Here is a 25,045-nt window from a genome sequence, read left to right as displayed (position 1 = left end):
TAGGTGAAATAAATAATGTAAAATAATATTTATTTAAATAATCATCAATTTATATTATGATTAATTATACATTAAAACAGCTCTATAGCTATGAATCAGTCATTAGATTAGGCGGATTTACAAGTGCAAGCAAAGAGCTCCATATCACTCAGCCTGCAGTATATATGCAGATACAGCAGCTTCAAGATAGTATTGGAGCAAAATTATTTGATATTAATGGAAAAAAAATCAGCGCTACATTTATTGGAAAAAAGCTTTATGAAACTGCAGTAAAAACGATCAGTACACTTGAAAATTCAAAACTTGAAATGGATGAAATACTCAGTCCAGATTCTGGCCATCTTCAAATAGCAGTTGCAACAACTGCAAATTCATTTATTAGCGCATTACTTGCAAAGTTTAAAAAAGAGTTTCCTAAAATGACTTTCTATATCGATGTTACAAATAGGCAGTCGCTTCTTAACAACCTAAAAAATAACAATGCTGATCTCGTAATAATGGGAGAGCCTCCAAAAAATATTCCATTAATTTCTCAAGCATTTATGAAAAATCCTTTGATTGCAATCGCTCACCCTGAGAATGAGCTGCTAAATAAGAAAAGAGTCACAATTAAAGATTTAGCCAAGGAGACTTTACTTACGAGGGAGGTTGGTTCAGGCACTCGCATAACAATTGAAAAGTTTACTGGTTTAAACTTTAATTCAGATATTCAAATTAACTCGAATGAAGCTATTGTTGAGGCGGTTCAAGCAGGATTAGGGATTGGTTTTGTTTCTATGCATTCTGTGAATCTTCAACTTAAAAACAATATTATCAAGCAGCTTAATGTTGCTCCCTTTCCGATTGTAAGGCAGTGGCATATTGTTCATCATGCAGAGGCAGAGTTGTCTCCAATTGCCAGAAAGTTTAAACAGTTTGTAATTGAAAATACGAAGGCTGAAAAATATCTATAAACCTTAACTGCGATATTCCGCATTAATCTTGACATAGTCATACGAAAGGTCTGTTGTCCATACGCTCTCACTAGTGTGCGCAGCCCCCAAACTAATCCTAATTGTGATATCAGACTTTTGCACTTCCAAGCTTCCAGAAGCCTCTGTGTAGTCTTTACTTATCTCACCTGAAGAGATAATTTGTAAATCATTTATGAAAATATCAATATTTTCAATAGAGATTCCATCTACTTTTGACCTTCCTACCGCAGCCAAGATCCTACCCCAATTTGCATCACTTGCAAATAATGCAGTTTTAACTAGTGGAGAGTGGGCAACGGTATACGCAACTTCCAAACAATCATCAACTGAAGACAGACCGCCAACTTTTATTTCTACAAATTTAGTGGCGCCCTCTCCATCTTTAATAATCATTTGGGCTAATGTTTTTGTTATTTCATTCAGTGCATTTTGAAATTCTTCTTTACAATCGTTGAGATTAACGCTAGATTGATCGGTAGCACTTAAAGTGCAGGCGTCATTTGTTGAAGTATCGCCATCAACTGTAATCCGGTTGAAAGACTGATTTACTGCAATATCTAAACAGTTATAAAGCTCTTCTTTTGATGCCCCAATATCAGTAACTATAAAACTTAACATCGTTGCCATATCCGGTCGAATCATTCCTGAGCCCTTAGCAATCCCTGATAGAGTGACATTATTTCCATTTATAGCAAAGGAAATCGAGCAAGATTTTTCAACTAAATCAGTAGTTAATATGCCTTTAGATACATCACTCATATTACTTGATGAGAGGCAATCAACTAGCTTTTCTGTATTTTTTTCAAATGGCTCTAGGGGTAATAACTGTCCAATTACTCCAGTTGAAAAAGGCAAAATTTGATCTGAATTAATATCCAATTTTCCTGCAAAAATCTCACACGTCTTCAAACAAGCCTCCAAGCCTTTTTGGCCGGTCCCTGCATTGGCGTTTCCACTATTGATAAGAAGGGCTTTTATATTTGAATTTAAGTGATTTTTTGCAACAAAAACTGGGGCAGCACAAAAAATGTTTTGAGTAAAAACTGCTGCAGTTTGAGTGCCATCAATTAGTGAAATTAATGACAGATCTAAGTCATTATTTTTCTTTATGCCAGAAGCAATAGAGGAGAATTTAACGCCTTTTACTTCAAGTAAATCATTACTCATAAAAATAATCTATTAGGGTAAATAATAAAATTATTTTACCTAATTCAAATAACAGCTATTTTTTTTTATAATCTGGCCATTGATGCTTTAATATTTCTCACTATCTAGTTTATTAAATATAAGCATTATAATTGCACCAAAAAGAACCATGATTAAAGCAGGTATTGCAGCTCTTTCATAAAGTCCCTCAGAACTTAACTCAAAAACACGAATTGCTAGAGTATCCCAGCCAAAAGGCCTTAATAAATAAGTCGCTGGTAGTTCCTTCATGACATCAACTGCTACCAATAACCCTCCAGCTAAGATTCCAGGCATCATCATTGGGAGGTAAACCTCGTTAATTAAGCGGAATCTTGAAGCGCCAAGGAGCCTTGCACTTTGCCCGTAGATAGGCTTAATTTGCTCAGCTGAAGCGCTAGTTGAATTATATGCAATTGCCATAAATCTTGATACATAAGCAAATAGCAACAATGCAACTGAACCAAATAGAATATGGTTAATTGATGAGCCGCCAAAATAAATGCTAATTAATGAGATATTTTGAACGCCATATAGCAAACCAACAGCCATTACTGATCCTGGGAGAGCATAACCAAGAGTTGAAAATCGTATCAATAGTTGAAGAGTTTTACTTTCTGATTTTCGGCGACTAGGGAGCGCCAATATTGTAGCAATAACAACTATAAGAGCTGTAGCGCTAATAGTTAGAATACCACTTGAAGCAAAATAATCAAAATAACGATCACTCCATTCTAATGAAAACACTTCAGAACTCCAAATTAATATTTGAAGTAATGGCATTGCAAATGAGAGCATAAATACTCCAAATACAAATATAAAAATTAACCAACCAGTAATTCCTTTTGCATAGTAAGCTTTTATATTTGAGACATCAGAAGAGTAATATTTAGCCTTGCCTCTGGCCTTTCTTTCAAAATAAATTAGAAAGAAAGATACGACTACAAGCAATGAAGCAAGCTGCGCTGCAACTTCTATTGAACGAAAGTCCCCCCATGCAGAATATATAGCAGTTGTGAAGGTTGAGTAATTAAATAAAGAAACAACACCAAAGTCTGCCAAAGTTTCCATTAGAGTTACTAGTAATCCAGCAGCTATTGCAGGTCTAGCTAGTGGGACAGAAATTCTCCAAAAAACTCTTAAAGGTTTGGCACCCAACATTTTTCCAGCCTCGATCATTTGAATTTTTTGTCGCTTGAACGAAGCTCTTGCCATCATATAAACATAAGGATAAAAAACTAGCACGAATGTTAGTATTATTGCCCAATGACCCGAGCGTATATCGAAGCCTGGAATCCCTAGATTTTCTCTTAACCATACTTGCACATAGCCTGAATAATCAAACACTCCCAGATAGACAAAAGCTAACACATAGGCTGGAATCGCAAATGGAAGGAAGAGCGCCCACTCAAGCCATGCTCGACCAGGAAAGTCGACCATAACAACAAGGTATGCCAATACAGTTCCCAAAACACTTACCCCAATACCAACACCAATAAGCAAAATTAGCGTCGAAGAAACTAGTTCAGGAAGTAATGTTTGAGCAAAATGAGACCAGAGATCAGTGCCTGGTAGAAACCAAGCTGAACCAACAACAAATATAGGGAGAGCAATAGCTAACGCTAAAGCGCCTAGCCAAATATTTGATTTGAAGAAGTTCTCTTTCATTGATAGAAGGCTGTAGAAATTTCTTCTATTTTAATACAAATTATCCAAGGCTTATAAGAAGCCCTGGATAAAGTTAAATTAATATTTAAATTACTACTTATAGCCTAACCTTTGCATCAACTTGACTGCATCCGCTTGAAGTATTCCAGTAATGGAAAGATTCATTTTGTCTTGTTTAAAGCTTCCCCAAGATGAGACAATTTCATCAGAACCAATATTTTGATTTGCAGGATACTCTTTATTAAGAGAGCCATAAATAGCTTGAGCTTCTGCTGATGATAACCATTCAAGTAGCTGCGTTGCTCCACTTGGATTTGAGGCATGTTTAGTAATACCCGCACCTGAAACATTTACGTGAACGCCAGTAGTCTCTTGATTAGCCCAAAAAAGCTTTACTGGAGCATCTGGAGTTTTCTCAATTAATCGACCATAATAATAAGTATTAACAAGGCCAACGTCACACTGACCGGCGATTATAGCGTCCATTACATGTGAGTCTTTAGCATTTGGAACTGCAGCTAAATTGTCTACCCAACCACTAATTACTTTTGAGGCTTGCTCTTCACCATGGTTATGGATGATTGAAGCAACTAATGATTTAGTATAAATTTTCTTACTAGTTCTTAGACAAAGTTTTTTATTCCAGTTGCTTGATGCTAAGTCTGAATAAGTTGATAGTTCAGATGGATTAACACGCTCTGTGCTATAAACAATCGTTCTAGCTCTAACTGACAAACCAGTCCATAATCCTTTTGGGTCTCTTAAGTAAGAAGGAATATTACTTTTAATTGTTTGTGTATTTACACTTTGAAAAATATTTTGAGTTCCGGCATACCATAGATCACCCGCATCTACTGTCATAAACATATCAGCAGGAGTATTTGAACCCTCTAACTTAAGTCGCTCTATTAGATCTCCCCCACTTCCAGTTAAGTAATTCACTTCAATACCAGTTTGCTTAGTAAATTGATCAAACAAAGGTTGAATTAAATGTTCTTTTCTTGAACTGTAGACTGTAATATCATCTCCAGACGCTGCCTGAATTTGAGTTACAGAACCCATTAATAGAGTTGAAAGTGTTAAAGAGATAACGATTAAACGTTTTGTATTCATTGCTTATTTCCTTAAATAATTGAAGTTAAATGTTGTTTTGTATCAAATGATAATGATTATCATTTGCGAATGATACACAATATCAATTAAGAAGCAACTGTTTTTTTTCAATTTTTCCAATTTTATCTGCAAAGGCCATAGCTTCCGCTTCATCATGAGTTACGAGGATTGAGGTAACTAACTGATTCTTTAATATCGAGCGAACATCTTTAACCAGTTCGTCACGGTGGGACTTATCTAAACTAGAGAAGGGCTCATCTAGTAATAAAAGCTTAGGAGAGTTTGCTAAAGCTCTAGCTAATGAAACGCGCTGTTGTTCTCCACCAGATAACTGGTGAGGATATTTTTTTTCAATTCCATTAAGATTTATTAATTCAAGGAGCGAGGTAACTTTCTCAGTTTTAGTTTTTTTAGATAGATGATCTATACTAAAACTAATATTTTGAAACACTGTCATGTGAGGGAAAAGAGCGTAATCCTGGAAGACCATACCAATTTCTCTTAGCTCTGGCTTTACTGAATGCGCCCCATTAAGGCTTAAGTTAGCTCCATCAAGCACCACTGATCCATTCTTTGCATTTTCAAGGCCAGCAATAAACCGAAGAGCTGAACTTTTTCCGCTTCCACTATCGCCTAATAGGGCAAAAATATCACCACTTTCAACGTTTAGATTAAACTCTTCCAAAACTTGACTCTCGTCAAACGAAATTGATAAATTACTTACACTAAGCACTGTTTAAATACAAATAGTAATGATTCTCATTATTATATAAGAGTAATTCTCTTTATGTAAGCTTATGAAGCAAAAATTTAAATCTACTGAATTATTGGTAATTTATCCGCAGCTCTTATACTGAGCCACTCAGGTCCGTTTTCAGTAATAACAATATTTTCTTCGTGAACCATTTCTTTACCTGGAAGAAACGCCATTCCTGGCTCTAAAGTCAAAACAACTCCTGGCTCAAGAACAGTATTATCAGTTGAAGTATTAGATGGCCACTCAGTTAACTGCATTCCAAGCCCGTGCCCAAGCCTGCCAACTGTGTTGCCTAAGGCTCCACCTTTTTGAAGGATATCATTCATTGCATTAAAAATATCTGAGGTTGTATTTCCGACTTGAGCAGCATTAAATCCTGCCTCGGTAGCATCATAGGCAACTCTATAAGCTTTTTTAGCTTCATCACCTATATGTCCAAATGCATAATTTCTATCAAAGTCACAAAAATAACTGTCAAAAACTGAGCCAGTATCTATTATAAAAAGATCGCCCTCTTCAATGATTTTCTCAGTTGGCCCCATAATAATTGAGCCATATCCTTCTTGTCCCGAACCTGAAACAATATAAGGAGTGTCATCTGCCCCTAAAGATAGAAGGTGCTGCTTGAATCTCTTACAATTTTCACGCTCGCTTTCACCAGCCTTAAGAAACCCTTCTAAATCTATAAAGCCTTGTGAAGTTAACTGACAGATATGTTTAATCTTTGCAATTTCTGCTGCTGATTTTACAAACCTTACTTTTCTGAGAATTTTGTTTGCATCTTTAATCTCAATACCATTTAAAGCGTTTATTAAATATTCGTAATCACCCAGTGGCATCCTTAGAGTGCTTTCGAGGGTTTTGGGAACGCCAAGACATTTATGAGTCTTCGTTAAGTAGTTTATTGAAGACAAGAGAATACTAATTCCATCGTCTTTTGGGTTGGGAGAGGTCCACGTCTTTATATCATCAACCCATGTTTCTCTCATTCCAGACTCACCGATCGTAGGAATAATTGCTTGAGGTTTACCACTGGCTGGAATCAGAACATACCAAGGCCTTGTTGGACTTTGAAAGAATTGAGTTTTAAAGCCTGTGTAATATTCAATATCAACCTGAGTAGTCAATAAGATAACATCCATCTTAGACTCAAACATAAGTTTTTGAATGTTATTAAGCCTATTTTCATATTCAGAAACCTCAAAGCCTCTAGTTGGAATAATCATTTCTTTATCTCCTGTCAAATTAAAGGCAGCTTAAAACTTCGGATGAAGACCTGCCCACTAATTCTTCGTACATCGTTTCATCCGTGTCGCCCTCTGTTCCAAAAAATAAAATCTTTGAACTCTCATTAATTGACAGTTTTTCTTTAAGGTCACTATCATTGCATGCTATGAGGAATCCTGCCAGTCCAGTAACAGCAGACTCTCCAGCAACAATAGGTTTGTCTCGATTGGCAAGAAGTTGCATCACTTTAGGGATTGATTCATCAGTTATTGACATAAAGTGGGGCACATAACTCTCAAGTATAGACCATGCTAATAAAGATACTTCTCCGCAAGCAAGACCAGCCATTATGGTATCTAGTTCACCATGGATAACAGTTGGCTTTTCATTAACCGCACTCTGAAATAAGCAATCAGCATTTGTCGGCTCTACCAACACGAAAATAGGAGGAAACTCGAGGCTCTCAACTATGAAGGAAACAACAGCTGCTGGGAAACCTCCAACGCCTCCTTGTAAAAAAACATGTGTTGGCATTTCATCCAACTGCTTGAGAGACTCATCCACCATTACAGTGTATCCCTGCATTACATCTTTTGGAATATCCGTATAACCTTCATAAGAGGTGTCAGATACAACCGTATAATCATTTTTATCGGCCACTTCAGCAGCTAAACGAACTGAATCATCGTAGTTCCCTTTAATTCTATTAACTTGTGCTCCATATTTAGCAATTGCCTCTTCTCGCCCAACACTGACATTTCGATGAATATAAATTTCACAGTTACACCCAAAATGAAGAGATCCCCAAGCAACTGACCTTCCGTGATTACCATCAGTTGCGCAGCAGACAGTAATTTTTGAAGTTTCATGTTTATATGTTCCAGCAATCAGATCCTTTGAACTAGCAGTGATTCCAATGTCCTTTAGTTTCTTGATTAAAAGATTGGCTACTGCATACGCACCTCCAAGGGCTTTAAAGCTTTTGAGAGAGAAACGAAAGTTTTCATCCTTGTATGCAATTGATGAAACGCCGGCATCTTTGGCCATATCAGGGAAAAAATGGAGCGGTGTGGGCTTATAATTATCCCACGTGGTGATTTCTTTATTTGCTCGTTCAAATGCCTCTAAACTCAATATATGCTGATGCTTATATTCAAAGTCAGCTTGAATGTTTAAATTCTCAAAATGTTTTGTTGAATGAACTAAGTGTTTGTATTGTGTAATCATAATCGTAAAAAATATTTGGTAGGTTTAGTATTAATTAATGTTGTTAATAAATTTTTTAAGAAACTCTTTAGTTCGTCTCTTTTCTGGATTTACAAAAATATTCTCAGGCTTTCCAGACTCCACTATTTGACCCGCGTCAAAAAATAAAACTCTATCTGCAAATTCTCGTGCAAAGTTCATTTCATGAGTAACCGTTAACATCGTAGTATCGGTATCAGATGCTAACTTACGAAGAACAGTTAATACTTCATCAACAAGCTCTGGATCTAGAGCTGAGGTAACTTCATCGAACAACATAATTTTTGGCTCCATAGCTAAGGCTCTAGCTATTGCTACGCGTTGCTGCTGGCCTCCTGATAATTCATGAGGATAATGATCTTTTTTATCGTTTAGCCCAATTAAATTAAATAATTCTTCAGCCTTATCTTTAGCCTCAGGCTTTGATCTTTTCTTTATTAAGATCTGGGGTTGTTCAACATTTTCAATAGCAGTTAGATGAGGGAATAAATTGAATTGCTGAAAGACCATCCCAATATGATCACGCATTTTATGAAGATGATTTTCAGAAGCCTGAATAATTTTTCCATTGTTTTTTTCATGCCATAAATATTCACCATTAACTGAAACAAAACCATCATCAATAGTTTCTAGCGTCATCAAAATTCGTAAAATTGTTGTCTTTCCAGAACCACTTGGCCCTATCAAAGCTAATTTTTCACCATCTTTCACTTCCAAATTTAACTTATCTAAAACCTTTAAATCACCGAAAGATTTTGAAACATTTTCAAACTGTATAATATTTTTCATAGTATTAAATTTTTAGTTAGTTATTAATTTTGTTTAAGTATTTTTATCAATTAAGGGTTTCTGGAGTTTTAAAAATATTCACATCCACAATTTCCTCTCTCTTTGCTTTTTTCACTTGTACTAAAGTTGTATGGCAAGTTGGTCCTTGACTTAAAGACGAAGTTCCAACATCTTTTGTGAGAACATTAGGGTTGCCATGCCTCTCTAAATTTAAAGTATAGTCTGGATCAAACCAGGCGCCAGTTGACAGTACAACAACTCCAGGCATAACACTATCAGAAATATTTGCGCCAGCCAATACCCTTCCTCTTTTATTAAATAACATCACAATATCACCATCCTGAATATCTCTTTCTAGAGCGTCTGATGGATTAATCATCACTGGCTCCTTGCCTTTTATTTTACTGTTCTGACTATTGGCAGCGTTATCAAGCTGACTGTGGAGTCTGTGCGTTGGCTGATTTGAAATTAAATGCAATGGATATTCATCTATGTTTCCTAACCACTCATATGGCTCAAACCAGTAAGGGTGGGAGAAACAATCACTTAATTTAAAGTTAGATATAGTTTCAGAAGATATTTCTATTTTTCCTGAAGGGGTATTTAAAGGGAAATTAATTGGATCTTTTCTAAAATCATTAAACATAATTTTTTCAATCTTTGGGGCTGGAAGTTCAAAATACCCTTTTTCCCAGAATTCTTCAAAACTTGGAAAACTTATATTTTTTTGATGTGCTTTTGAGCTGTTATTCCATATAAATTTTATCCAATCCAATTCACTCTTATCTTCAGTAAATGATTCTAGAAAGCCCAGTTTTTTTGATAACCCTGAAAATATTTCAAAATCAGTTTTTGAATTTTTATAGCTTTTCATAGCTTTTTTATTCGCTACAACTGTTGGATCTCTTGGATTCAGCATTAAATCATTTCTCTCTAAAGCGGTGTTAGCTGGAAAAATAATGTCAGCGTGGCGAGCTTGAGAATTCCACCAAATTTCATTAACAATAATTGTATTGGGTTTTTGCCAAGCTTTAGTCAGTCGATTTAAGTCTTGATGATGATGAAAGGGATTTCCTCCCGCCCAATAAATTAATTTTATATCTGGGTATGTTAATTTCTTTCCATCATAATCAAACTCCCCTCCTGGGTTTTCCAGCATATCAGTTACTCTTGCAACTGGAATAAAATCTTTAATCTTATTTTCACCTTGAGGTAGGCTTTGCCAAGGAATTTTATCAAATGAATCACCTGTACTATTCACACTAGAGTATCCAAATCCAAAGCCACCACTGGCAGTTCCGATTTGGCCTAGCATTGCCGCAAGAGTAATTCCCATCCACAAAGGCTGTTCCCCTCTCGACGCTCTTTGTAGGCTCCAAGATAAAGAAATCATGGTTTTTTTTGTTATTATTTTATTTGCTAGCTCGTAGATTGTTTTGACAGGAATATTTGTAATTTTTGATGCCCATTCAGGACTGCATTCTTGATTATTTTTTTTGCCTTGTACGTAGTCAGAAAAACTATCGAATCCCACAGTATATTTCTCTATGAAACCCTTATCATAAGATTGATTTTTAATCAAAATATGAGCTAGAGCCAACATTAAAGCAGTATCAGTATTTGGCCGAATAGGAACTTGCTGTGCTTTTAAAAATTTAGGCGCGTCATCTATAAGGGGGCTAATATTAATAAATTCGACCCCTTTATCAAAACATTTTTTTATGCCTAACTTTGTAACGTGCTTTCCTACTCCTCCAGCTGAAACTTTAGAGTTTTTTAATGGCATTCCGCCAAACATTAATATTAACTCACACTCTTTAGATAGAGCATTCCAGGTCGTATGCTCCTCTAGTGTTGTATATAAGTCTAAACCAATTATGTGAGGAAGGAGGGTTTGCGCTGCAGCGTATGAGTAACTTTGAAATGATGAGCTAAAGCCTCCAAATAAATTAAAGAAACGATTAACTTGGCTTTTAGCATGGTGAAATCTTCCAGCACTTGCCCATCCATACGACCCGGCATAAATTGCTGAATTACCATAGACCTTTTTAGTTTTTAATAGCTCTTTAGATGCAAGCTCAAATGCCTCATCCCAGCTGACGGGTATAAACTCATCTTGGCCTCTTTTGCCATCACTTTTACCTATATTATTTAGCCATCCTTTTCTGACATGAGGCTGAGTGATTCTTAAATTATCGATAGCAGCATCAGCCAGACCTAAACCAAATTCTGTTGGAGAAGAATCTAACCCCCAATTATCTAATTGTATTTTTTTATTCTTATCTACTGAAAAATTATAAGTTCCCCAGTGCGAACTCACGAAATTCATCGATTCACCTTTATTGGCTTAAATTTCTTTTCTAATTTCATTGCTATCATTGCTGAGGGAATAGATACGATTAAAAAGAACACACCAACAAGGGTCATAGGCTCAAGATAAGTGTAATAACTATTACTATATTGATCCGCTGCTCTAAATAATTCAACTACTGTAATAAATGCCAACAATGGCGTCTCCTTAAACATTGTGATCAAATAGTTTGCAAGTGGCGGAATCATAGGGGGGATAGCTTGAGGCAAAATAACATGCTTCCAAGCTTGATATGGATTATAGTTTAGAGACTTTGCAGCTTCCCACTGACCTTTAGAAACATTATCAATCCCGGCCCTAAAAACTTCAGACGTATATGTACTAAAGTGAATACCTAATACAATTACCCCACATGTAAACGCTTCTAGGAAAATTCCAAAATCAGGAAGGACATAAAATACAACATATAACTGCACTAGGATTGGTGTTCTTCTAACAAACTCCGTCATCCAATATAAGGAAACACGCACAAACTTGCTTTTAGACATCTTGAAAATAGCTATTGCTAATCCTAAAATATAAGCAATTAAGGATGCAACAATGGTAGCTTCAATTGTAATTACTAAGCCTTTAAGAAGCTGAGGTAAGACTGCATATGCATGATCCCAATTCCATTCCATGACTACTTGTCTCCTGCAGTCATAATATTTCTACCTTTAGAAAACTTCTTAGCAATCATGTCTACTATCTGAACTAAGACTGTAGCAATAATAAAATAAATAATGAGAATTAATAGGAATGGCTCTAATGTTAAAGCAGTCTGAACCCTGATTATTTGGGCCATGAAAGTAAGATCTGAAATAGTAATAAGAGAGCATACTGCTGTTAATTTCATCAACTCAATAAGTAAATTCCCAAATGTAGGAATCATAATTGGAATTGCTTGAGGAATAATAACGTATCTATATTTCTCGTAGCTTGAGTAGTTTAAAGCTTTTGATGCCTCATGTTGCTCCTTGCTAACAGCAAGTATAGCTCCTCTTACAGCTTCTGATCCATAGGCACCAACATTCAGGCCACAAGCAATGACACCAGCAGTTATGGCATCAAAATAAATGCCCCACATTGGCAAAACAAAATAAATAAAAAACATTTGAACAAGGGCTGAACTGCCACGAAAAAATTCTAAATAAATAATTGCTATTACTCTTACTGAGGCGAATGAAGATATTCTTGCAATTCCAACAATAAATGAAACAATGAGCGCTAAGATTGCCCCCATTACAGTCAACTGTATGGTTGTAATAGTTCCTTTAATAATTAATGGGTAAAACTCTAGAACTTCATTCATAAAAAACTCTAAAAAACTGCCCTGTAAAAAATCGACAGGGCAGATTAGGTTACTAAAAAAACTCTAAAAACAAACTCTGTCCCTAATATTTAATGGCAGAGTAAGGTTAGAATAAATTTACATTCCATCAGGACATTGAGTCAAATAAGACTTCGAAGCAGTTGCAGCTGCAGAGAAACCATAAGGCGCAATAATTGCCTCAAACTCTCCAGTAGCCTTTAACATAGCTAAAGCCATATTGTATTCAGACCTGAACTCTAAATCATCCTTGTTAAATGCTGCACCAGCACAACCCATAGGAACACCTGTAACAGGCATTATTAACTCAAGGTTTGGATCATTAGTTTTATTAAGTAGATCTGCTGTACCTAAACCTGATAGAGCAAAAACGTCAACTCTACCTTGTTGAAGCATCTTAATACCACTTGGAGGCGCATCAAAATAAACAATCTGATCCGCACTTACACCACGCTCTAAAGCATATTTTTCTTCAGCACAACCAGCACATGTAGTCATTTTTAAAGCTGGGTTCGCAGCAATGTCTTCATAAGTCAATAGGTTGTTTGGGTTTCCAGCTGGAACAGCAAAAGCTTCAGCGCCACATAAATCAGGCTCAGAATAAATGATAGACTCACATCTACCAGGCTTAATGTAAAGACCAGAAGTTGCCATATCTACTCTTCTTGCTTGAAGAGCAGGAATCATAGCACCATACATAATAACCTCAGCTTTTAACTCTGGAACACCTAGAACGGCAAGAACGGCACGCGCAACATCTGGTGCAGCACCAGTAACGTAGCCATCAGATTTAATATCACTGTAAGGTGGTTCATTTGCAACAGCAACTGTTGCATATCCTTGTTTCTTAAGTCTTTTTAATGTATCAGATTCAGCAGAAGATGTTTGTGCTAAACCTAAAACAAGAAAAAAACATGTAAAAATCGAAATGATTTTTTTCATAAAGTTCTCCTTTTTTATTTATGAAATGAGAGTTTAACACTATCATTAAGATTAGAAAGATTTACATTTGCTAAAATTTGCATAATTTACGCATTATTTTGATTTTTTTAAATAAATTATGTGATAACATCATTTAATGAATAAATTAGATAGTTTTGATTATAAAATTCTAAAAATTGTCCAAGAAAATAATAAGATTACTTCTCAGCAGTTAGCGAAAGAAGTGGGATTATCATCTTCAGCCTGCCAAAGACGATTAAATTCAATGCGTAAAACTGGCATTATAGAAAGAGATGTATCAGTTTTAGATCGCAATCAACTGGATAGAAAAATTACCATTATAGTTCAGATACTGAGTGATATAGAGGGCACAGCGCCTGATATTCAATTTAAAAAAACAATGTTTGATGCCCCAGAGGTTATGCAGTGTTATTACGTTACTGGTGATTATGATTATGTTTTAATGGCCACCTTTAAAGAAATGGGTGATTATGAAGATTTTACAAAAAAATATTTTTTAGAAAACCCAAATATCAAACGCTTTAGTTCAATGGTGGTTATGAATAAAGTTAAAGAGAATTTATCTATTCCAATTGACTAGCTTTGTTACTCAGTTAAAGATGAGTGCACTATTATTACATCTGAGGAGAGTTATGCTGCTTCAACTGCCTCCTCTCGATAGTAATTGAAGCAATTGCTACCATGATTACTCCTAATCCCTGAGTAATAGTAATTGCATCTGAATATGCCATAAAACCGAAAACTAACACCAATAGAGGCTCTGTATAGCCAATATTAGCCGTTCTTATCGGGCCATATTTACGAACAGACATGTGATAAAACATCATTCCTGTAGCAAAAAAAGTTCCCGAAATGAGAGACAGAATTATTCCTTCATTTTGTGGCCAATAAAAACCAGTTTCATTTATAAATAAGTATAAAAAGGTAAGCGCTGGAATAAGAGTAGTATATTTAACAATCTCCCAGTTTTTTAAACCACTCACTCTTGGCGTTGTAATTAGAATTAAAGAGTAGGTCATTGCGGAAAGTAAGGCTAAAACTATCCCAATTGCCATGGTGTAAAAACCTTCTGAGCTCTGAGAGAGCGCAGCAATTCCTAGGGTTGCAAGTATGAACATAAGTATTGTTATTAAATCGAGTGATCTTCGCTTTGTCAGTGAAACTATTAAATAAGTAATTAATGGATAAGTAAAAAGCACTACACTAGCAAGGCCTACCGACATATATTTTACGGCCTCAACATAAAGCCAGGACTGAATACCAAATAAAACAGAAAGAATTAGAATCCAAATGCCCAGTTTTTGATGTTTAATTTCACTAAATGAGAAAAGACTTTTGGTAACAAGAAGTGAAGTACAGAAAGTTGTACCAAAGCGAACAAATAAAAATAAAAAAGCGCTAATCTCAAAAGTATAAATTAACGGCACCATGGTTACATTAAGTGCATAAAAAAAAGAGGATAGAAGTGCAAATCGAATTACAAACATTTTGAATCCAAAACAACAAAAATTTATAAATTTGATTTTATAAGATAAATTTATAGCCAATTTAGTTCATTTCAATTCAAAACTGGTATTTTTTTTCCAATTTTTAAACACTTTAGGATATCATTGCCGCTTCATTTTATTTTAAGGAGAGGAAATGGATTTTGATCAAAATTTAATAGCACCTACACTTGGTGTTTTGGGCTTACTTATTGTTGTATTTATATATCAATGGATAAGTAAACAAGATGGCGGAAGTGGTGACGTTAAAAAAATTGGTGAACAAATTCATATTGGCGCAATTGTTTTCATGAAGCGTGAATATCAAATGCTAAGCATGTTTGCTTTAGCCCTATTAGTATTACTTTATATATTCCTTGGCCCTTTAAGTGCCTTATGTTTCTTTGTAGGAGCAGTAACTTCTGCTACTGCTGGTTATATAGGTATGAACACAGCAACTATTGCTAATGTAAGAACAGCTCAAGCGGCTCATGATAGCGGAAGCTCTGCTGCCCTAACTGTTGCATTCTTTGGTGGCTCAGTAATGGGCTTATCAGTTGCAGCTCTTGGTTTATTAGGACTTGGCGGACTTTACTACTTCTTTGGTGCAGAGCATTCAGAAGCACTTCATGGTTTTGCTATGGGCGCGTCAGTTGTTGCACTATTCTCTCGTGTTGGTGGCGGTATCTTTACTAAGAGTGCTGATGTTGGAGCTGACTTAGTTGGTAAATTAGAGGCAGGGATCCCAGAAGACGATCCTCGTAACCCTGCAGTTATTGCTGATAATGTTGGTGATAATGTAGGTGATATAGCTGGTATGGGCTCAGATATTTTTGAGTCATATTGTGGCTCAATGATTGCAACAATAGCAATTGCATCTACTCTTGCTATTGATGGTCTTACTGCACTTGGTGGAAACCGAGCTGAACTGATGTCTCTTCCTTTAGCGCTTGCATCACTTGGCTTAGTTTGCTCAATTCTTGGAATTTTATTTGTTAAATTATCTTCAAATAAATCACCTGAATCTGCTTTGAGAATGGGAACAATTGGTTCTGCTTTATTATTTATCGTTACATCTTATTTCCTAATTGATTTTTTAGATGTCTCAAATTCTATTTGGGTAGCTGTTCTAATGGGAAGCTTTGGCGGAATCATTATTGGTCTTGTTACTGAATATTATACTGCTGGAAAGCCAATTAGAGATATTGCGGAATCTGGAAAAACTGGTGCTGCAACAGTAATGATTAAAGGCCTAGCAATTGGAATGCAATCTGTTGTAATTCCAGTATTGATGATTTGCTTAATTATTTATGTCTCTAATCTTTTTGTTGGCTTGTATGGTGTTGGTATTGCTGCAATAGGAATGCTTGCAACGGTCGGTATGACTATGGCAATTGATGCTTATGGACCAATTGCAGATAATGCAGGCGGCATTGCAGAAATGGCTGGACTTGGAGAGGATACTCGTAAGATTACAGACTCTCTTGATGAGCTTGGTAATACAACTGCAGCTATTGGCAAGGGATTTGCGATCGGCGCTGCAGCTCTTGCTGCTCTCGCGATTATTACTGCCTACACTGAGACTGTTAGTGCTAATTACGCCGCAATGGGAATGAACTTTATACTTGAGTTAAATAGCGCAGACGTTTTAATTGGCTTATTTATTGGTGGTACGATTCCATTCTTAATTGCTTCTCTTACGATGACTGCTGTTGGTGATGCTGCTTTTGAAATGATTGAAGAAGTAAGAAGACAGTTTAAAGAGATAGAAGGACTTCTAGAAGGTAAGGCTGAGCCAGATACTGCTAAATGCGTTGACATTGCTACAACTGCAGCACTGAAGAAAATGATTCTTCCAGGAGTCATTGCAGTAGCAGCCCCCGTTATAGTAGGATTCCTTATTGGTCCTGAGGCACTTGGCGGAATGCTTGGTGGCGCTCTTCTTGGTTGTGTTCTAATGGCTCTAATGATGGCTAATGCTGGTGGTGCTTGGGATAACGCTAAGAAGTATGTTGAAAAAGGAAACTTAGGTGGGAAAGGTACTGACACTCATGCAGCAACTGTTGTAGGTGATACGGTTGGTGACCCGTTCAAGGATACCTCTGGTCCAGCGATGAATATTCTTATCAATGTAATGGCGATTGTAAGTTTAGTTATTGCGCCGTTATTGTAAAAAGATACTCTATCAGCCCTGCCATCCTGGTGGGGCTGATAAACTTATTAATGCCTCCAAAAAGCTCTATGGAAAATGGCAATAATGGTCAAAACCTCAAGCCTTCCAATCAGCATTGAAAAACTCAAAATCCACTTAGCTGTTTCGCCCAGGGATCCATAGTTTTGTGCTACTTCTCCAAGGCCTGGTCCAAGATTATTCATCGTTGCTGCTGTTGCAGAATAGGCAGTTACCTGATCTAAACCTGCAAACATTAACAACATCATAATAAAAATAAAAGAAATTGCATAGAGTGAAAAGAAGCCAAGTACTGAAACCAAGGCTTTTTCATTAATACTAGCCTTATTTAGTTTAATACTAACCTGAGCATTAGGGCGAATAAACTTATGTATTTCTTTCATTCCCAATCTAAACATGACAAGCACTCGAACCACTTTAATCCCACCTCCAGTAGATCCAACACATGCACCAATAAAACTAACCATTATTAGGAAAACGGGTATTGCTGCAGGCCAGTTGCTGTAATTTTGTGAAGTAAAGCCAGTTGTGGTAGCTATTGAAATAGTTTGAAATAAGCTGTGTCTTATTGTTTCTGAAGTTGAGCCATACTCACCATTAAGAGAAAGGGCAAGTACTACAATAGCAGATGCAGAAAACAAAACCATTGCGTAAGTTTTAAATTCAGAATCTTTAATATAATCAACTAGTGAGCGGTTATTCCACGCCACAAAGTGTAATGAAAAATTAATACCCGCTAAAAACATAAAAAACATAGCAATCATTTCTATTGATACCGAGTTGAAATAACCAATAGAGCTGTCATGCGTTGAAAAACCTCCAATTGCAACCGTAGAAAAGCTGTGGCTAATAGCATCAAAAATAGACATTCCTAAAAAGAAATAAGCAAGTGCGCATAAAACAGTCAACGAAAGGTAAATTTTCCAAAGAGCTATCGCAGTATTTCGCAACTTTGGCGTAAGCCTATCTTTCGCAATACCACTAGACTCTGCATGATAAAGTTCCATTCCTCCAACACCCAATAAAGGCAGGACTGCAACAGCAAGAACAATAATCCCCATGCCTCCAAGCCACTGAAGTTGCTGTCTATAAAAAAGAATACTTTTGGGTAAATCATCAAGTTGGCTTAAAACAGTAGCGCCCGTTGTTGTTAAGCCAGACATTGACTCAAAAAATGCATTAGAAAATGAAAGATTACTAATCGATTCAGTAATTAGAAAAGGAAGCGTTCCAAAAAGAGACAAAACAATCCAAAAACTAACGACTATTAAAACGCCTTCTCTAAGTCGAAAGCTTTTCTTTATTGCTCTAAAAGGCCACCATAATAAAAGGCCTCCGAATACTGTCAGGATAAATGAAAAGACAAAAGTTAGATACTCACCTTCTGAGTATATCAAGTCAACTAATATTGGAGGTACCTGGGCAAAGCTGAAAACCATTAAAAGAAGGCCTAAAGTTTTTGCAACAATACTTAACTGCATTTAGTCCATACCTTTTTAGTATTTAATTGAAAGTAACTACTAATCATTCTCAAGGAATAAAGCCTCAACTTCATGAATTTTACCAACATCCATTAATACCATTAAAACATGGTCTCCCTCTTCTATAACTAGTTTTTTTGAGCCCATTAATAATTCATCATTTCTTACAATAGCTCCAACAACTACATCTTCAGGTAAAGGCAAATCTTTAATTTGAACTCCAACTACCTCAGATGTTTTTTCATTACCATGAACCACTATCTCTATCGCCTCAGCTTTTCCATGCTGCAAGGAATGAACCTTCATACAGTCACCCTTTCTAAGATGAGATAAGATTCCACTTACTGTAATTTGATCAGGAGAAACAATAATATCTACATCTCCACTTTGCTCAGCGAGAGCTGCATAAACATCGCGCTTTACCAGTGCAATAGTTTTATGAGCGCCTAAACGCTTAGCTAAAATTGATACAATAACATTTACTTCATCTGAATCCGTTAAAGCTAAAAATAGATCTGTATTTTCAATGCCTTCTTCCTTTAGCAGGTCTTCATCAGAAGCGTTACCTTGAAGCACTAAAGTATTATTAAGCTTCTCACTTAAATACTTAGCTCTATCTTCACTTAGCTCAATAATCCTTATATTGTGAGTGTCTTCAAGAAGTCTAGCAACATTAATACCAATACTTCCTCCTCCAGCAATGAAGATTTTTTGATAAGTATTTTCAGCACGTCTAAACTCTTTTAAAGCTCTAGAAATATGATCTTTTTTAGCTAGGAAGTAGACTTGGTCTCCCTCTCTTATAATAGTATCACTTTTGGCAGGGATAGCTTTTTCATTTCGATAAAGGCTTACTATGCGTATTTTTACATCAGGCATATGCTCATGGAGCTCTTTAACTGGTCTATTAACAATTGGCGTTCCAATGAAGGCACGCGTTTCAACAAGTTGCACCAGCCCATTTTCAAAATCAAAGACTTGAGAGGCCCCAGGCTGTTCAACAATACCCTGAATATATTCAGTGATTAAATTCTCAGGGGTAATTAAAAAGTCTATTGGTAACGCATCATTAGAGAATATTTCCGGTCTGAGTAAATATTCAGTAGTTCTTATTCGAGCAATCTTTTTCTTTACGTTATATAACGTATGTGCCATCCTGCAAGCAACCATATTTCGCTCATCAGAGCGCATTACAGCAATAACAACGTCCATTGATTTAATACCAGCCTTTTCTAAAATACTAGGATAAGCGCCATAGCCAATGACAGTTTTTATATCTAAATGCCTCTGTAATGGAGTCAACATTTCTTCTTTTTGATCTACAATCGTAATATCATTATCATCATCTGAGCAAAGGTACTTTGCAAGAGTTGAACCAACCTGACCAGCACCTAGAATCAATATTTTCATTTCTTGTCAATCCCTAAATCTTTAAGTTTTCTATATAGCGTTGTTCTTTCTAGGCCCGCAATCTCTGCAACAACTGCAATATTATTATCATTAGCCGAAAGATGATGTAGTAAATATTGACTTTCAAAAATATTTCTAGCTTCTTTAAGCTTAAGGGAATAATCAATACCACTAACTTGCTGAGTTGATTTTTCTGGCTCTTTACGAGTCATAATATTTCTTAATATTGGTAAAAAATCATGAAGGGGTTTTTTTAAAAAATCTACAGCACCAAGCTTCATAGCTCTAACGATATCACTAGGTTCTGCATGCCCTGACATCATTACTACAGGAGTTGATAACCCTTCAGAATGCCAATCTGATAAAAGTGAAATACCATCTTGACCAGGCATCCAAACATCCATTAGTATTAAATCAAAAGTGTTAGCGGCTACTATCGCTTTTGCTTCACTAGCACTTCTAGCTAGCATGGTCGTATAACTTACATCTTCAAGAATATCTTTAATAATCTCAGTATTATCTCTCTCATCATCAATAATCAATATTTTTCCAAATGTAGAATCTTGTTTCATTTCATCTCCCTTAGGGCATCAATTATACTGAATTCAATTGTTATTCTAGCACCATGCGGTTTTACATTGCTTGCAAATATCTGACCATCATGCTGCTCGATAATATTTTGCACAATTGCAAGCCCAAGCCCTCCACTTTTATCTTTTGTTGTAATATAAGGCTCAAATACTTTATCAATAATATCTTCAGGAAAGCCATTACCATCGTCAATAATTGTTAATCGGATGATCCCCTCTTTTTTCAAAACTCTTGACTTAATTTTAATGCTTAGCTTATCTTTTTCTCTCCTTGCTTCGGTTGCATTTTTAATTAAGTTAAGTAATACTCTAGAAATAGCATCTTTATCAAGCTGAAGTTTAGGTAAATCTCCACTCAAATCTAGATCAACCCTAATGCCACTATGATTGTCATATAGTGAGGCTGATTTATTTATTAGAGAGTTTAGCGACGATAAAGTCTTTTGAATTTCAGGTGTATTTGCATAATTTGCAAAAGCACTAACCATAGAATCCATAGATGCAACCTGATCCATAATGGTTTGAGTAGTTTTATTTATAATTGCAGAGTCCTTCTTATCTAGCTTTTCTAAAAATAAATTCCTAAGCCTCTGTGCAGAAAGTAATATAGGGGTAAGCGGATTCTTAATTTCATGCGCCATACGAACAGCAACTTCTCCCCATGCGGCTTTCTTTTGGGCTCTATTTAGTTTGGAAATATCAGTTATTATAATTACGTAACCAAGAGTTTTATTTTCCACCTCTAGGATTGCGCCCTGACAATAGATAAGCCTACTTCTATCATCAAGTGTTAACTCAATTTCTTTATCCCACTCTAATGAATCTTGATCAATCTCCTCTTGAATAAATGAAAAAAGTGGGCTTAGATTCTCATAATTTTTAACAACAACATCATACGACTGCCCAATAAATTTCGTCTCATCTGCAATTTGAAGTATTTTGCCAATAACTGGATTAATAATTTGTATCTTCTTATCTTGGTTAAGGGCAATAACACCAAAAGAGTACTTTAGAATAGTTTCTAAATAAAGGTTATGTGTATCAAGACCCTCTCTAGATTGCCTGATTCTACTGCTCATTTCATTAAAATATCCTATTAAATCTTGCATATCCTTATTTTTAGGATCTTGTTTAATTTCTACATCATAGTTTCCAGAAGAAATTTCTCTTGTAGCAACTGACAAGTTATGCATTGGCCTCATTAACTGATCAATCATTCGAAAAACAATAAGCAATGCACTTAAAACTGATAATAAAATTGTTGACGTAAAATCAATCAAAAAACGAGTTTTAATAATTGATGAGTTAAGGGTTAACTCAGCATCTTTTGCAGCAGAGCGAAAGCGAGTCATCCTCGAAACGAGGCTTTCAATATTAATATCTGAAGAGTAATGTGCAATTAAAGTAAACTCATCAGTTGAAGCTGTATAACCATCCAATAAGCAGGTTGAATTGTCTCTTTTACTTATTGCGGCAAGATTCATTTGAGAGTCATATAGTTTAAGCTCACAAGCCCAAAAGTCAGCAACTAAAAGGTCTAGTACAGACTGCATTTGCGCAACAGGTTTCCTAGGCGCATCAAAATAATTGATAAGCTTTCCTATATTGCGTGTTTTATCCTCGTAATACTTAATAGCAACATTATTAGTATTTCTATAAAGTTCGTCAACCTCACCGCCAACCTTTAAGTTAAATTCATCAAATTGAATTTCAGCAATTTGAAGGTTATCTCTTATTGATTCAAAAGAAAATAAATAAAATGATAAAACTGGAAGTAAAACCAAAACTGGAACAATTTTTATAAAAGACCAGGTAAATCTTGATCCAATTACTCCCTGCTCAGTATTTAGCTTTAACTTTCTCATGGAAAGCACAATATAATATATTGCAATAAAGCTCATTAGAATATTAAATCCAACTAAAACTAGGTACCACTTTTCAATTAACTCAGGATTTAGACCAAGATAAAACATTCCAGAAAATGAAATTACAAAGACACCAATCCAAAACAAGGCACGAGGAGCTTCTTTTATAGAAAAAGCTTGATTTAGCAACATAAATTTTGTTGATAAAATGTTAAAGTGTTTTGATTATCTCATAAATGAATTATTACTAGCATGAGTTGTTGATAAAATACAACAATCTATCTGAGACAATTCCTTTGATTTCAAGCGAGCTACAACTTAACAAATATCTGCAAAGTATTCAAAATGACTTTCTTCTTGCAATTGATACTGAGTTTAGAAGAATTGATTCATATTTCCCAGAACTTTGCTTAATTCAAATTGCAGCTGGTAACTATTTAGAGTGCATAGATGTTCTTGCAATTAAAAATTTAGAACCTCTTTTTGAAAAACTATACGATAGTAAAACTATTTGGGTTATTCATTCTGCTAGACAAGATATTGAGGCTCTTTATTACTTATCTGAAAGAATACCTCATACAATTTTTGATACTCAAATTGCGGCCTCACTATTAAATTATCCTCTTCAAGTATCATATCAAGCATTAACTGAAACATTACAAAATATTTATTTAGAAAAAAAGCATACACGATTCGACTGGAAAACAAGACCCCTTCCAGAGGATGTATTACAGTATGCACTTGATGATGTGAAATACTTACTTCCTCATTATGAAATGCTTAAAACTGAGTTAATTGAAAGTAAAAAACTTCAGTGGCTTAGTGAAGAAGTTGGCTTCCTGTTAGAGCCAAGTCTTTATGAGCCAAATTTTAAGCAAATTATTAAAAAAACTAGTGGGATTTCACAAATAGATTCTAAGTCACAAAAACAGGCAATAAATTTAGTAATATGGCGAGAAGATACTGCAAGGAAAGATAATAAACCTCGTAAATGGATAATGTCTGATGAGCGCTTAATAGATTATGCTACAGGAAAAAATAAGTTATCTTCAAGCTCTCAAGAGCTTTTTGAAAAATTTCTAAACACTAACCAAACTGAAAAAAAACTTCAAGCCCCTCTTTTATCTCAAAAACCATTATCTGCAGATGAAAAGCTGAAAAAAAATCATGCACAGGAGTATATTAAAAAAATATCGATTGAATATGATATTGCTCCTGAACTTATTTGCTCATCAAAAAATCTTGTTAAATTCATTAGAGGTGATAAAGATGTTTCTATTAACAGGGGATGGAGATCAAAAATATTTAAACTAAAATCATATCTAGAAACTTAACTTATCATTTAATTACTTTAACCCTATCAAAGATAATACTTTTAAAATAATTGCAGGAAATCTTAAAGGAAGGAAATTTAATTTTCCTGATGCTGAAGGGCTTCGCCCTACTCCTGGTAAAACAAGGGAAACCCTTTTTAATTGGCTTCAATTTAATATTGCTGATAAGACCATTATTGATCCTTTTGCTGGAAGTGGGGCTCTTAGCCTTGAGGCGATATCTAGAGGAGCCAAAAAAGTCTGTTTAATTGAAAAAAATAGCATAGTTTTTAAAAGTCTTGAATCTAATTTTAAGCTCCTTGAAAACTTTCAATATCAACTGAATAATAGTGATTCAATTATCTTTCTTGATAAACAAAATAATAATCCTTTCGATTTAGTTTTTTTAGACCCTCCATTTAACCAAAATTTAATACCAATAACTCTTGAGCTGTTATCTCAAAAAAATTACTTACATAATGAAAGCCAGATTTATATTGAGTCTGAGTACGAAATAACACCCTCACTCATAGAAAATCACCTTGAGTATGATTGTAGAATCAGAAAACAGAAAAAATCAGGCAATGTTCACTATTGTCTGATAAGCTTGGAGGTAACATGAAAAAAATTGCAATATATCCTGGATCTTTTGATCCTATTACTAATGGACACGTTGATCTAATAAAGCGTGCATCAAAAATTTTTGATGAAGTAATTATTGCAATTACTCAAAATGCTAATAAATCTAGCTTTTTATCGATTGATCAGAGGGTTGGAGCAGTTGAAAGCTCAATAGATTCTCTAAGTAACACCAGAGTATTAAGTTTTAATTCTCTTCTAGTTGACTTTGCAAGAGATCATGATGCTCAAATAATTATTAGAGGCCTCAGAGCTGTATCAGATTTTGAATATGAGTTTCAACTTAGCGGAATGAATAAGCGCCTTAACTCTGAAATTGAAACTTTGTTTATGACCCCCTCTGAAGAATTTGCTAATATTTCATCGTCCTTGGTTCGCGAAATTCTATCTCTTGGTGGTGATATTAGCCCATTTGTTCCAGCCCAAGTCAAAACAATACTCCTTGACAGACTTCAAAAATAATTTTGTTAA

22 protein-coding genes are annotated in these 25,045 nt (G+C 35.3%); 6 read left to right on the top strand and 16 right to left on the bottom strand.

All coding sequences use genetic code 11. The features are described 5' to 3' along the window. The first annotated feature begins 56 nt into the window (after window positions 1-56). On the top strand, window positions 57-953 hold the full coding sequence (locus ABXT51_RS02835) for a LysR family transcriptional regulator (protein WP_416679030.1): 897 nt from the start codon (window positions 57-59) through the stop codon (window positions 951-953). 3 nt (window positions 954-956) lie between these two features. Here the strand turns inward: ABXT51_RS02835 and argJ are convergent, their stop codons facing one another. From argJ to ehuB, 11 genes are all read right to left on the bottom strand, one after another. Next, a complete protein-coding gene (gene argJ / locus ABXT51_RS02830; RefSeq protein WP_416696051.1) occupies window positions 957-2,141 on the bottom strand; it encodes a bifunctional glutamate N-acetyltransferase/amino-acid acetyltransferase ArgJ in 1,185 nt (394 codons plus the stop codon). Window positions 2,142-2,228: 87 nt separating this feature from the next. Beyond that, on the bottom strand, window positions 2,229-3,827 hold the full coding sequence (locus ABXT51_RS02825; protein ID WP_416696050.1) for an ABC transporter permease: 1,599 nt from the start codon (window positions 3,825-3,827) through the stop codon (window positions 2,229-2,231). A gap of 93 nt (window positions 3,828-3,920) precedes the next feature. After that, entirely contained in the window at window positions 3,921-4,940 is a 1,020-nt protein-coding gene (locus ABXT51_RS02820) for an extracellular solute-binding protein (protein ID WP_416696049.1), read from the bottom strand. An 82-nt stretch (window positions 4,941-5,022) separates the two neighbouring features. After that, window positions 5,023-5,673 carry an ABC transporter ATP-binding protein gene (locus tag ABXT51_RS02815; protein ID WP_416696048.1) on the bottom strand — a complete coding sequence of 217 codons (651 nt, stop codon included), beginning with the start codon at window positions 5,671-5,673 and terminating at the stop codon, window positions 5,023-5,025. Window positions 5,674-5,756: 83 nt separating this feature from the next. Beyond that, window positions 5,757-6,923, bottom strand: coding sequence for a M24 family metallopeptidase (locus ABXT51_RS02810; RefSeq protein ID WP_416696047.1), 1,167 nt, complete (start codon window positions 6,921-6,923; stop codon window positions 5,757-5,759). A gap of 19 nt (window positions 6,924-6,942) precedes the next feature. Next, the gene (locus tag ABXT51_RS02805; protein WP_416696046.1) at window positions 6,943-8,151 is read right to left on the bottom strand and encodes a diaminopropionate ammonia-lyase; all 1,209 of its coding nucleotides are present in this window, start codon (window positions 8,149-8,151) and stop codon (window positions 6,943-6,945) included. Between the two features lie 30 nt (window positions 8,152-8,181). Next, complete coding sequence (ehuA, locus tag ABXT51_RS02800) at window positions 8,182-8,958, bottom strand: ectoine/hydroxyectoine ABC transporter ATP-binding protein EhuA (protein ID WP_416696045.1); 777 nt, start codon at window positions 8,956-8,958, stop codon at window positions 8,182-8,184. Between the two features lie 46 nt (window positions 8,959-9,004). Continuing rightward, window positions 9,005-11,287, bottom strand: coding sequence for a molybdopterin-dependent oxidoreductase (locus ABXT51_RS02795; protein ID WP_416696044.1), 2,283 nt, complete (start codon window positions 11,285-11,287; stop codon window positions 9,005-9,007). Then, entirely contained in the window at window positions 11,284-11,949 is a 666-nt protein-coding gene (gene ehuD, locus ABXT51_RS02790; protein WP_416679013.1) for an ectoine/hydroxyectoine ABC transporter permease subunit EhuD, read from the bottom strand. The genes ABXT51_RS02795 and ehuD overlap by 4 nt, the downstream gene beginning before the upstream one ends. A 2-nt stretch (window positions 11,950-11,951) precedes the next feature. Then, window positions 11,952-12,620, bottom strand: coding sequence for an ectoine/hydroxyectoine ABC transporter permease subunit EhuC (ehuC, locus tag ABXT51_RS02785; protein ID WP_416679010.1), 669 nt, complete (start codon window positions 12,618-12,620; stop codon window positions 11,952-11,954). A gap of 117 nt (window positions 12,621-12,737) precedes the next feature. Further along, entirely contained in the window at window positions 12,738-13,580 is an 843-nt protein-coding gene (gene ehuB / locus ABXT51_RS02780; RefSeq protein WP_271541642.1) for an ectoine/hydroxyectoine ABC transporter substrate-binding protein EhuB, read from the bottom strand. Window positions 13,581-13,716: 136 nt separating this feature from the next. On the opposite strand from ehuB, the gene ABXT51_RS02775 reads away from it, so the two are divergent. Then, on the top strand, window positions 13,717-14,181 hold the full coding sequence (locus ABXT51_RS02775; protein WP_416696043.1) for an Lrp/AsnC family transcriptional regulator: 465 nt from the start codon (window positions 13,717-13,719) through the stop codon (window positions 14,179-14,181). 34 nt (window positions 14,182-14,215) lie between these two features. Here the strand turns inward: ABXT51_RS02775 and ABXT51_RS02770 are convergent, their stop codons facing one another. Continuing rightward, window positions 14,216-15,088 (bottom strand): DMT family transporter, encoded by an 873-nt coding sequence (locus tag ABXT51_RS02770; protein ID WP_416696042.1) that lies wholly within the window; start codon window positions 15,086-15,088, stop codon window positions 14,216-14,218. A gap of 154 nt (window positions 15,089-15,242) precedes the next feature. Here ABXT51_RS02770 and ABXT51_RS02765 point away from each other — a divergent pair, with 154 nt between their 5' ends. Further along, window positions 15,243-17,258, top strand: coding sequence for a sodium-translocating pyrophosphatase (locus tag ABXT51_RS02765; protein ID WP_416696041.1), 2,016 nt, complete (start codon window positions 15,243-15,245; stop codon window positions 17,256-17,258). A 47-nt stretch (window positions 17,259-17,305) separates the two neighbouring features. On the opposite strand, the gene ABXT51_RS02760 is transcribed toward ABXT51_RS02765, so the two are convergent. From ABXT51_RS02760 to ABXT51_RS02745, 4 genes are read right to left on the bottom strand one after another with little or no spacing between them, the layout of a single operon-like run. Then, a complete protein-coding gene (locus tag ABXT51_RS02760; RefSeq protein ID WP_416696040.1) occupies window positions 17,306-18,757 on the bottom strand; it encodes a TrkH family potassium uptake protein in 1,452 nt (483 codons plus the stop codon). Window positions 18,758-18,796: 39 nt separating this feature from the next. Further along, window positions 18,797-20,167: a Trk system potassium transporter TrkA gene (gene trkA, locus ABXT51_RS02755; RefSeq protein ID WP_416696039.1), complete on the bottom strand. Its 1,371-nt coding sequence runs from the start codon at window positions 20,165-20,167 to the stop codon at window positions 18,797-18,799. Continuing rightward, window positions 20,164-20,739, bottom strand: coding sequence for a response regulator (locus ABXT51_RS02750; RefSeq protein WP_416696038.1), 576 nt, complete (start codon window positions 20,737-20,739; stop codon window positions 20,164-20,166). Before ABXT51_RS02750 ends, trkA begins: the two co-directional genes overlap by 4 nt. After that, window positions 20,736-22,814: a sensor histidine kinase gene (locus ABXT51_RS02745; RefSeq protein ID WP_416696037.1), complete on the bottom strand. Its 2,079-nt coding sequence runs from the start codon at window positions 22,812-22,814 to the stop codon at window positions 20,736-20,738. The genes ABXT51_RS02750 and ABXT51_RS02745 overlap by 4 nt, the downstream gene beginning before the upstream one ends. A 68-nt stretch (window positions 22,815-22,882) precedes the next feature. On the opposite strand from ABXT51_RS02745, the gene ABXT51_RS02740 reads away from it, so the two are divergent. Genes ABXT51_RS02740 through coaD form a run of 3 tightly spaced genes read left to right on the top strand, consistent with a single transcriptional unit; the run spans window position 22,883 to window position 25,036 of the window. Beyond that, the gene (locus tag ABXT51_RS02740) at window positions 22,883-23,956 is read left to right on the top strand and encodes a ribonuclease D (RefSeq protein WP_416696036.1); all 1,074 of its coding nucleotides are present in this window, start codon (window positions 22,883-22,885) and stop codon (window positions 23,954-23,956) included. Between the two features lie 25 nt (window positions 23,957-23,981). Beyond that, window positions 23,982-24,557, top strand: coding sequence for a 16S rRNA (guanine(966)-N(2))-methyltransferase RsmD (rsmD, locus tag ABXT51_RS02735; RefSeq protein WP_416696292.1), 576 nt, complete (start codon window positions 23,982-23,984; stop codon window positions 24,555-24,557). Next, window positions 24,554-25,036 carry a pantetheine-phosphate adenylyltransferase gene (gene coaD, locus ABXT51_RS02730; protein ID WP_271541628.1) on the top strand — a complete coding sequence of 161 codons (483 nt, stop codon included), beginning with the start codon at window positions 24,554-24,556 and terminating at the stop codon, window positions 25,034-25,036. The genes rsmD and coaD overlap by 4 nt, the downstream gene beginning before the upstream one ends. Window positions 25,037-25,045 lie beyond the last annotated feature (9 nt).

The organism is Candidatus Pseudothioglobus sp. Uisw_050_01, from assembly GCF_048085775.1.
Lineage (GTDB): Bacteria > Pseudomonadota > Gammaproteobacteria > PS1 > Pseudothioglobaceae > Pseudothioglobus.
The sequence above is the reverse complement of the archived record's forward strand: the minus strand, read 5'-3'. Positions and strand labels throughout refer to the sequence as shown.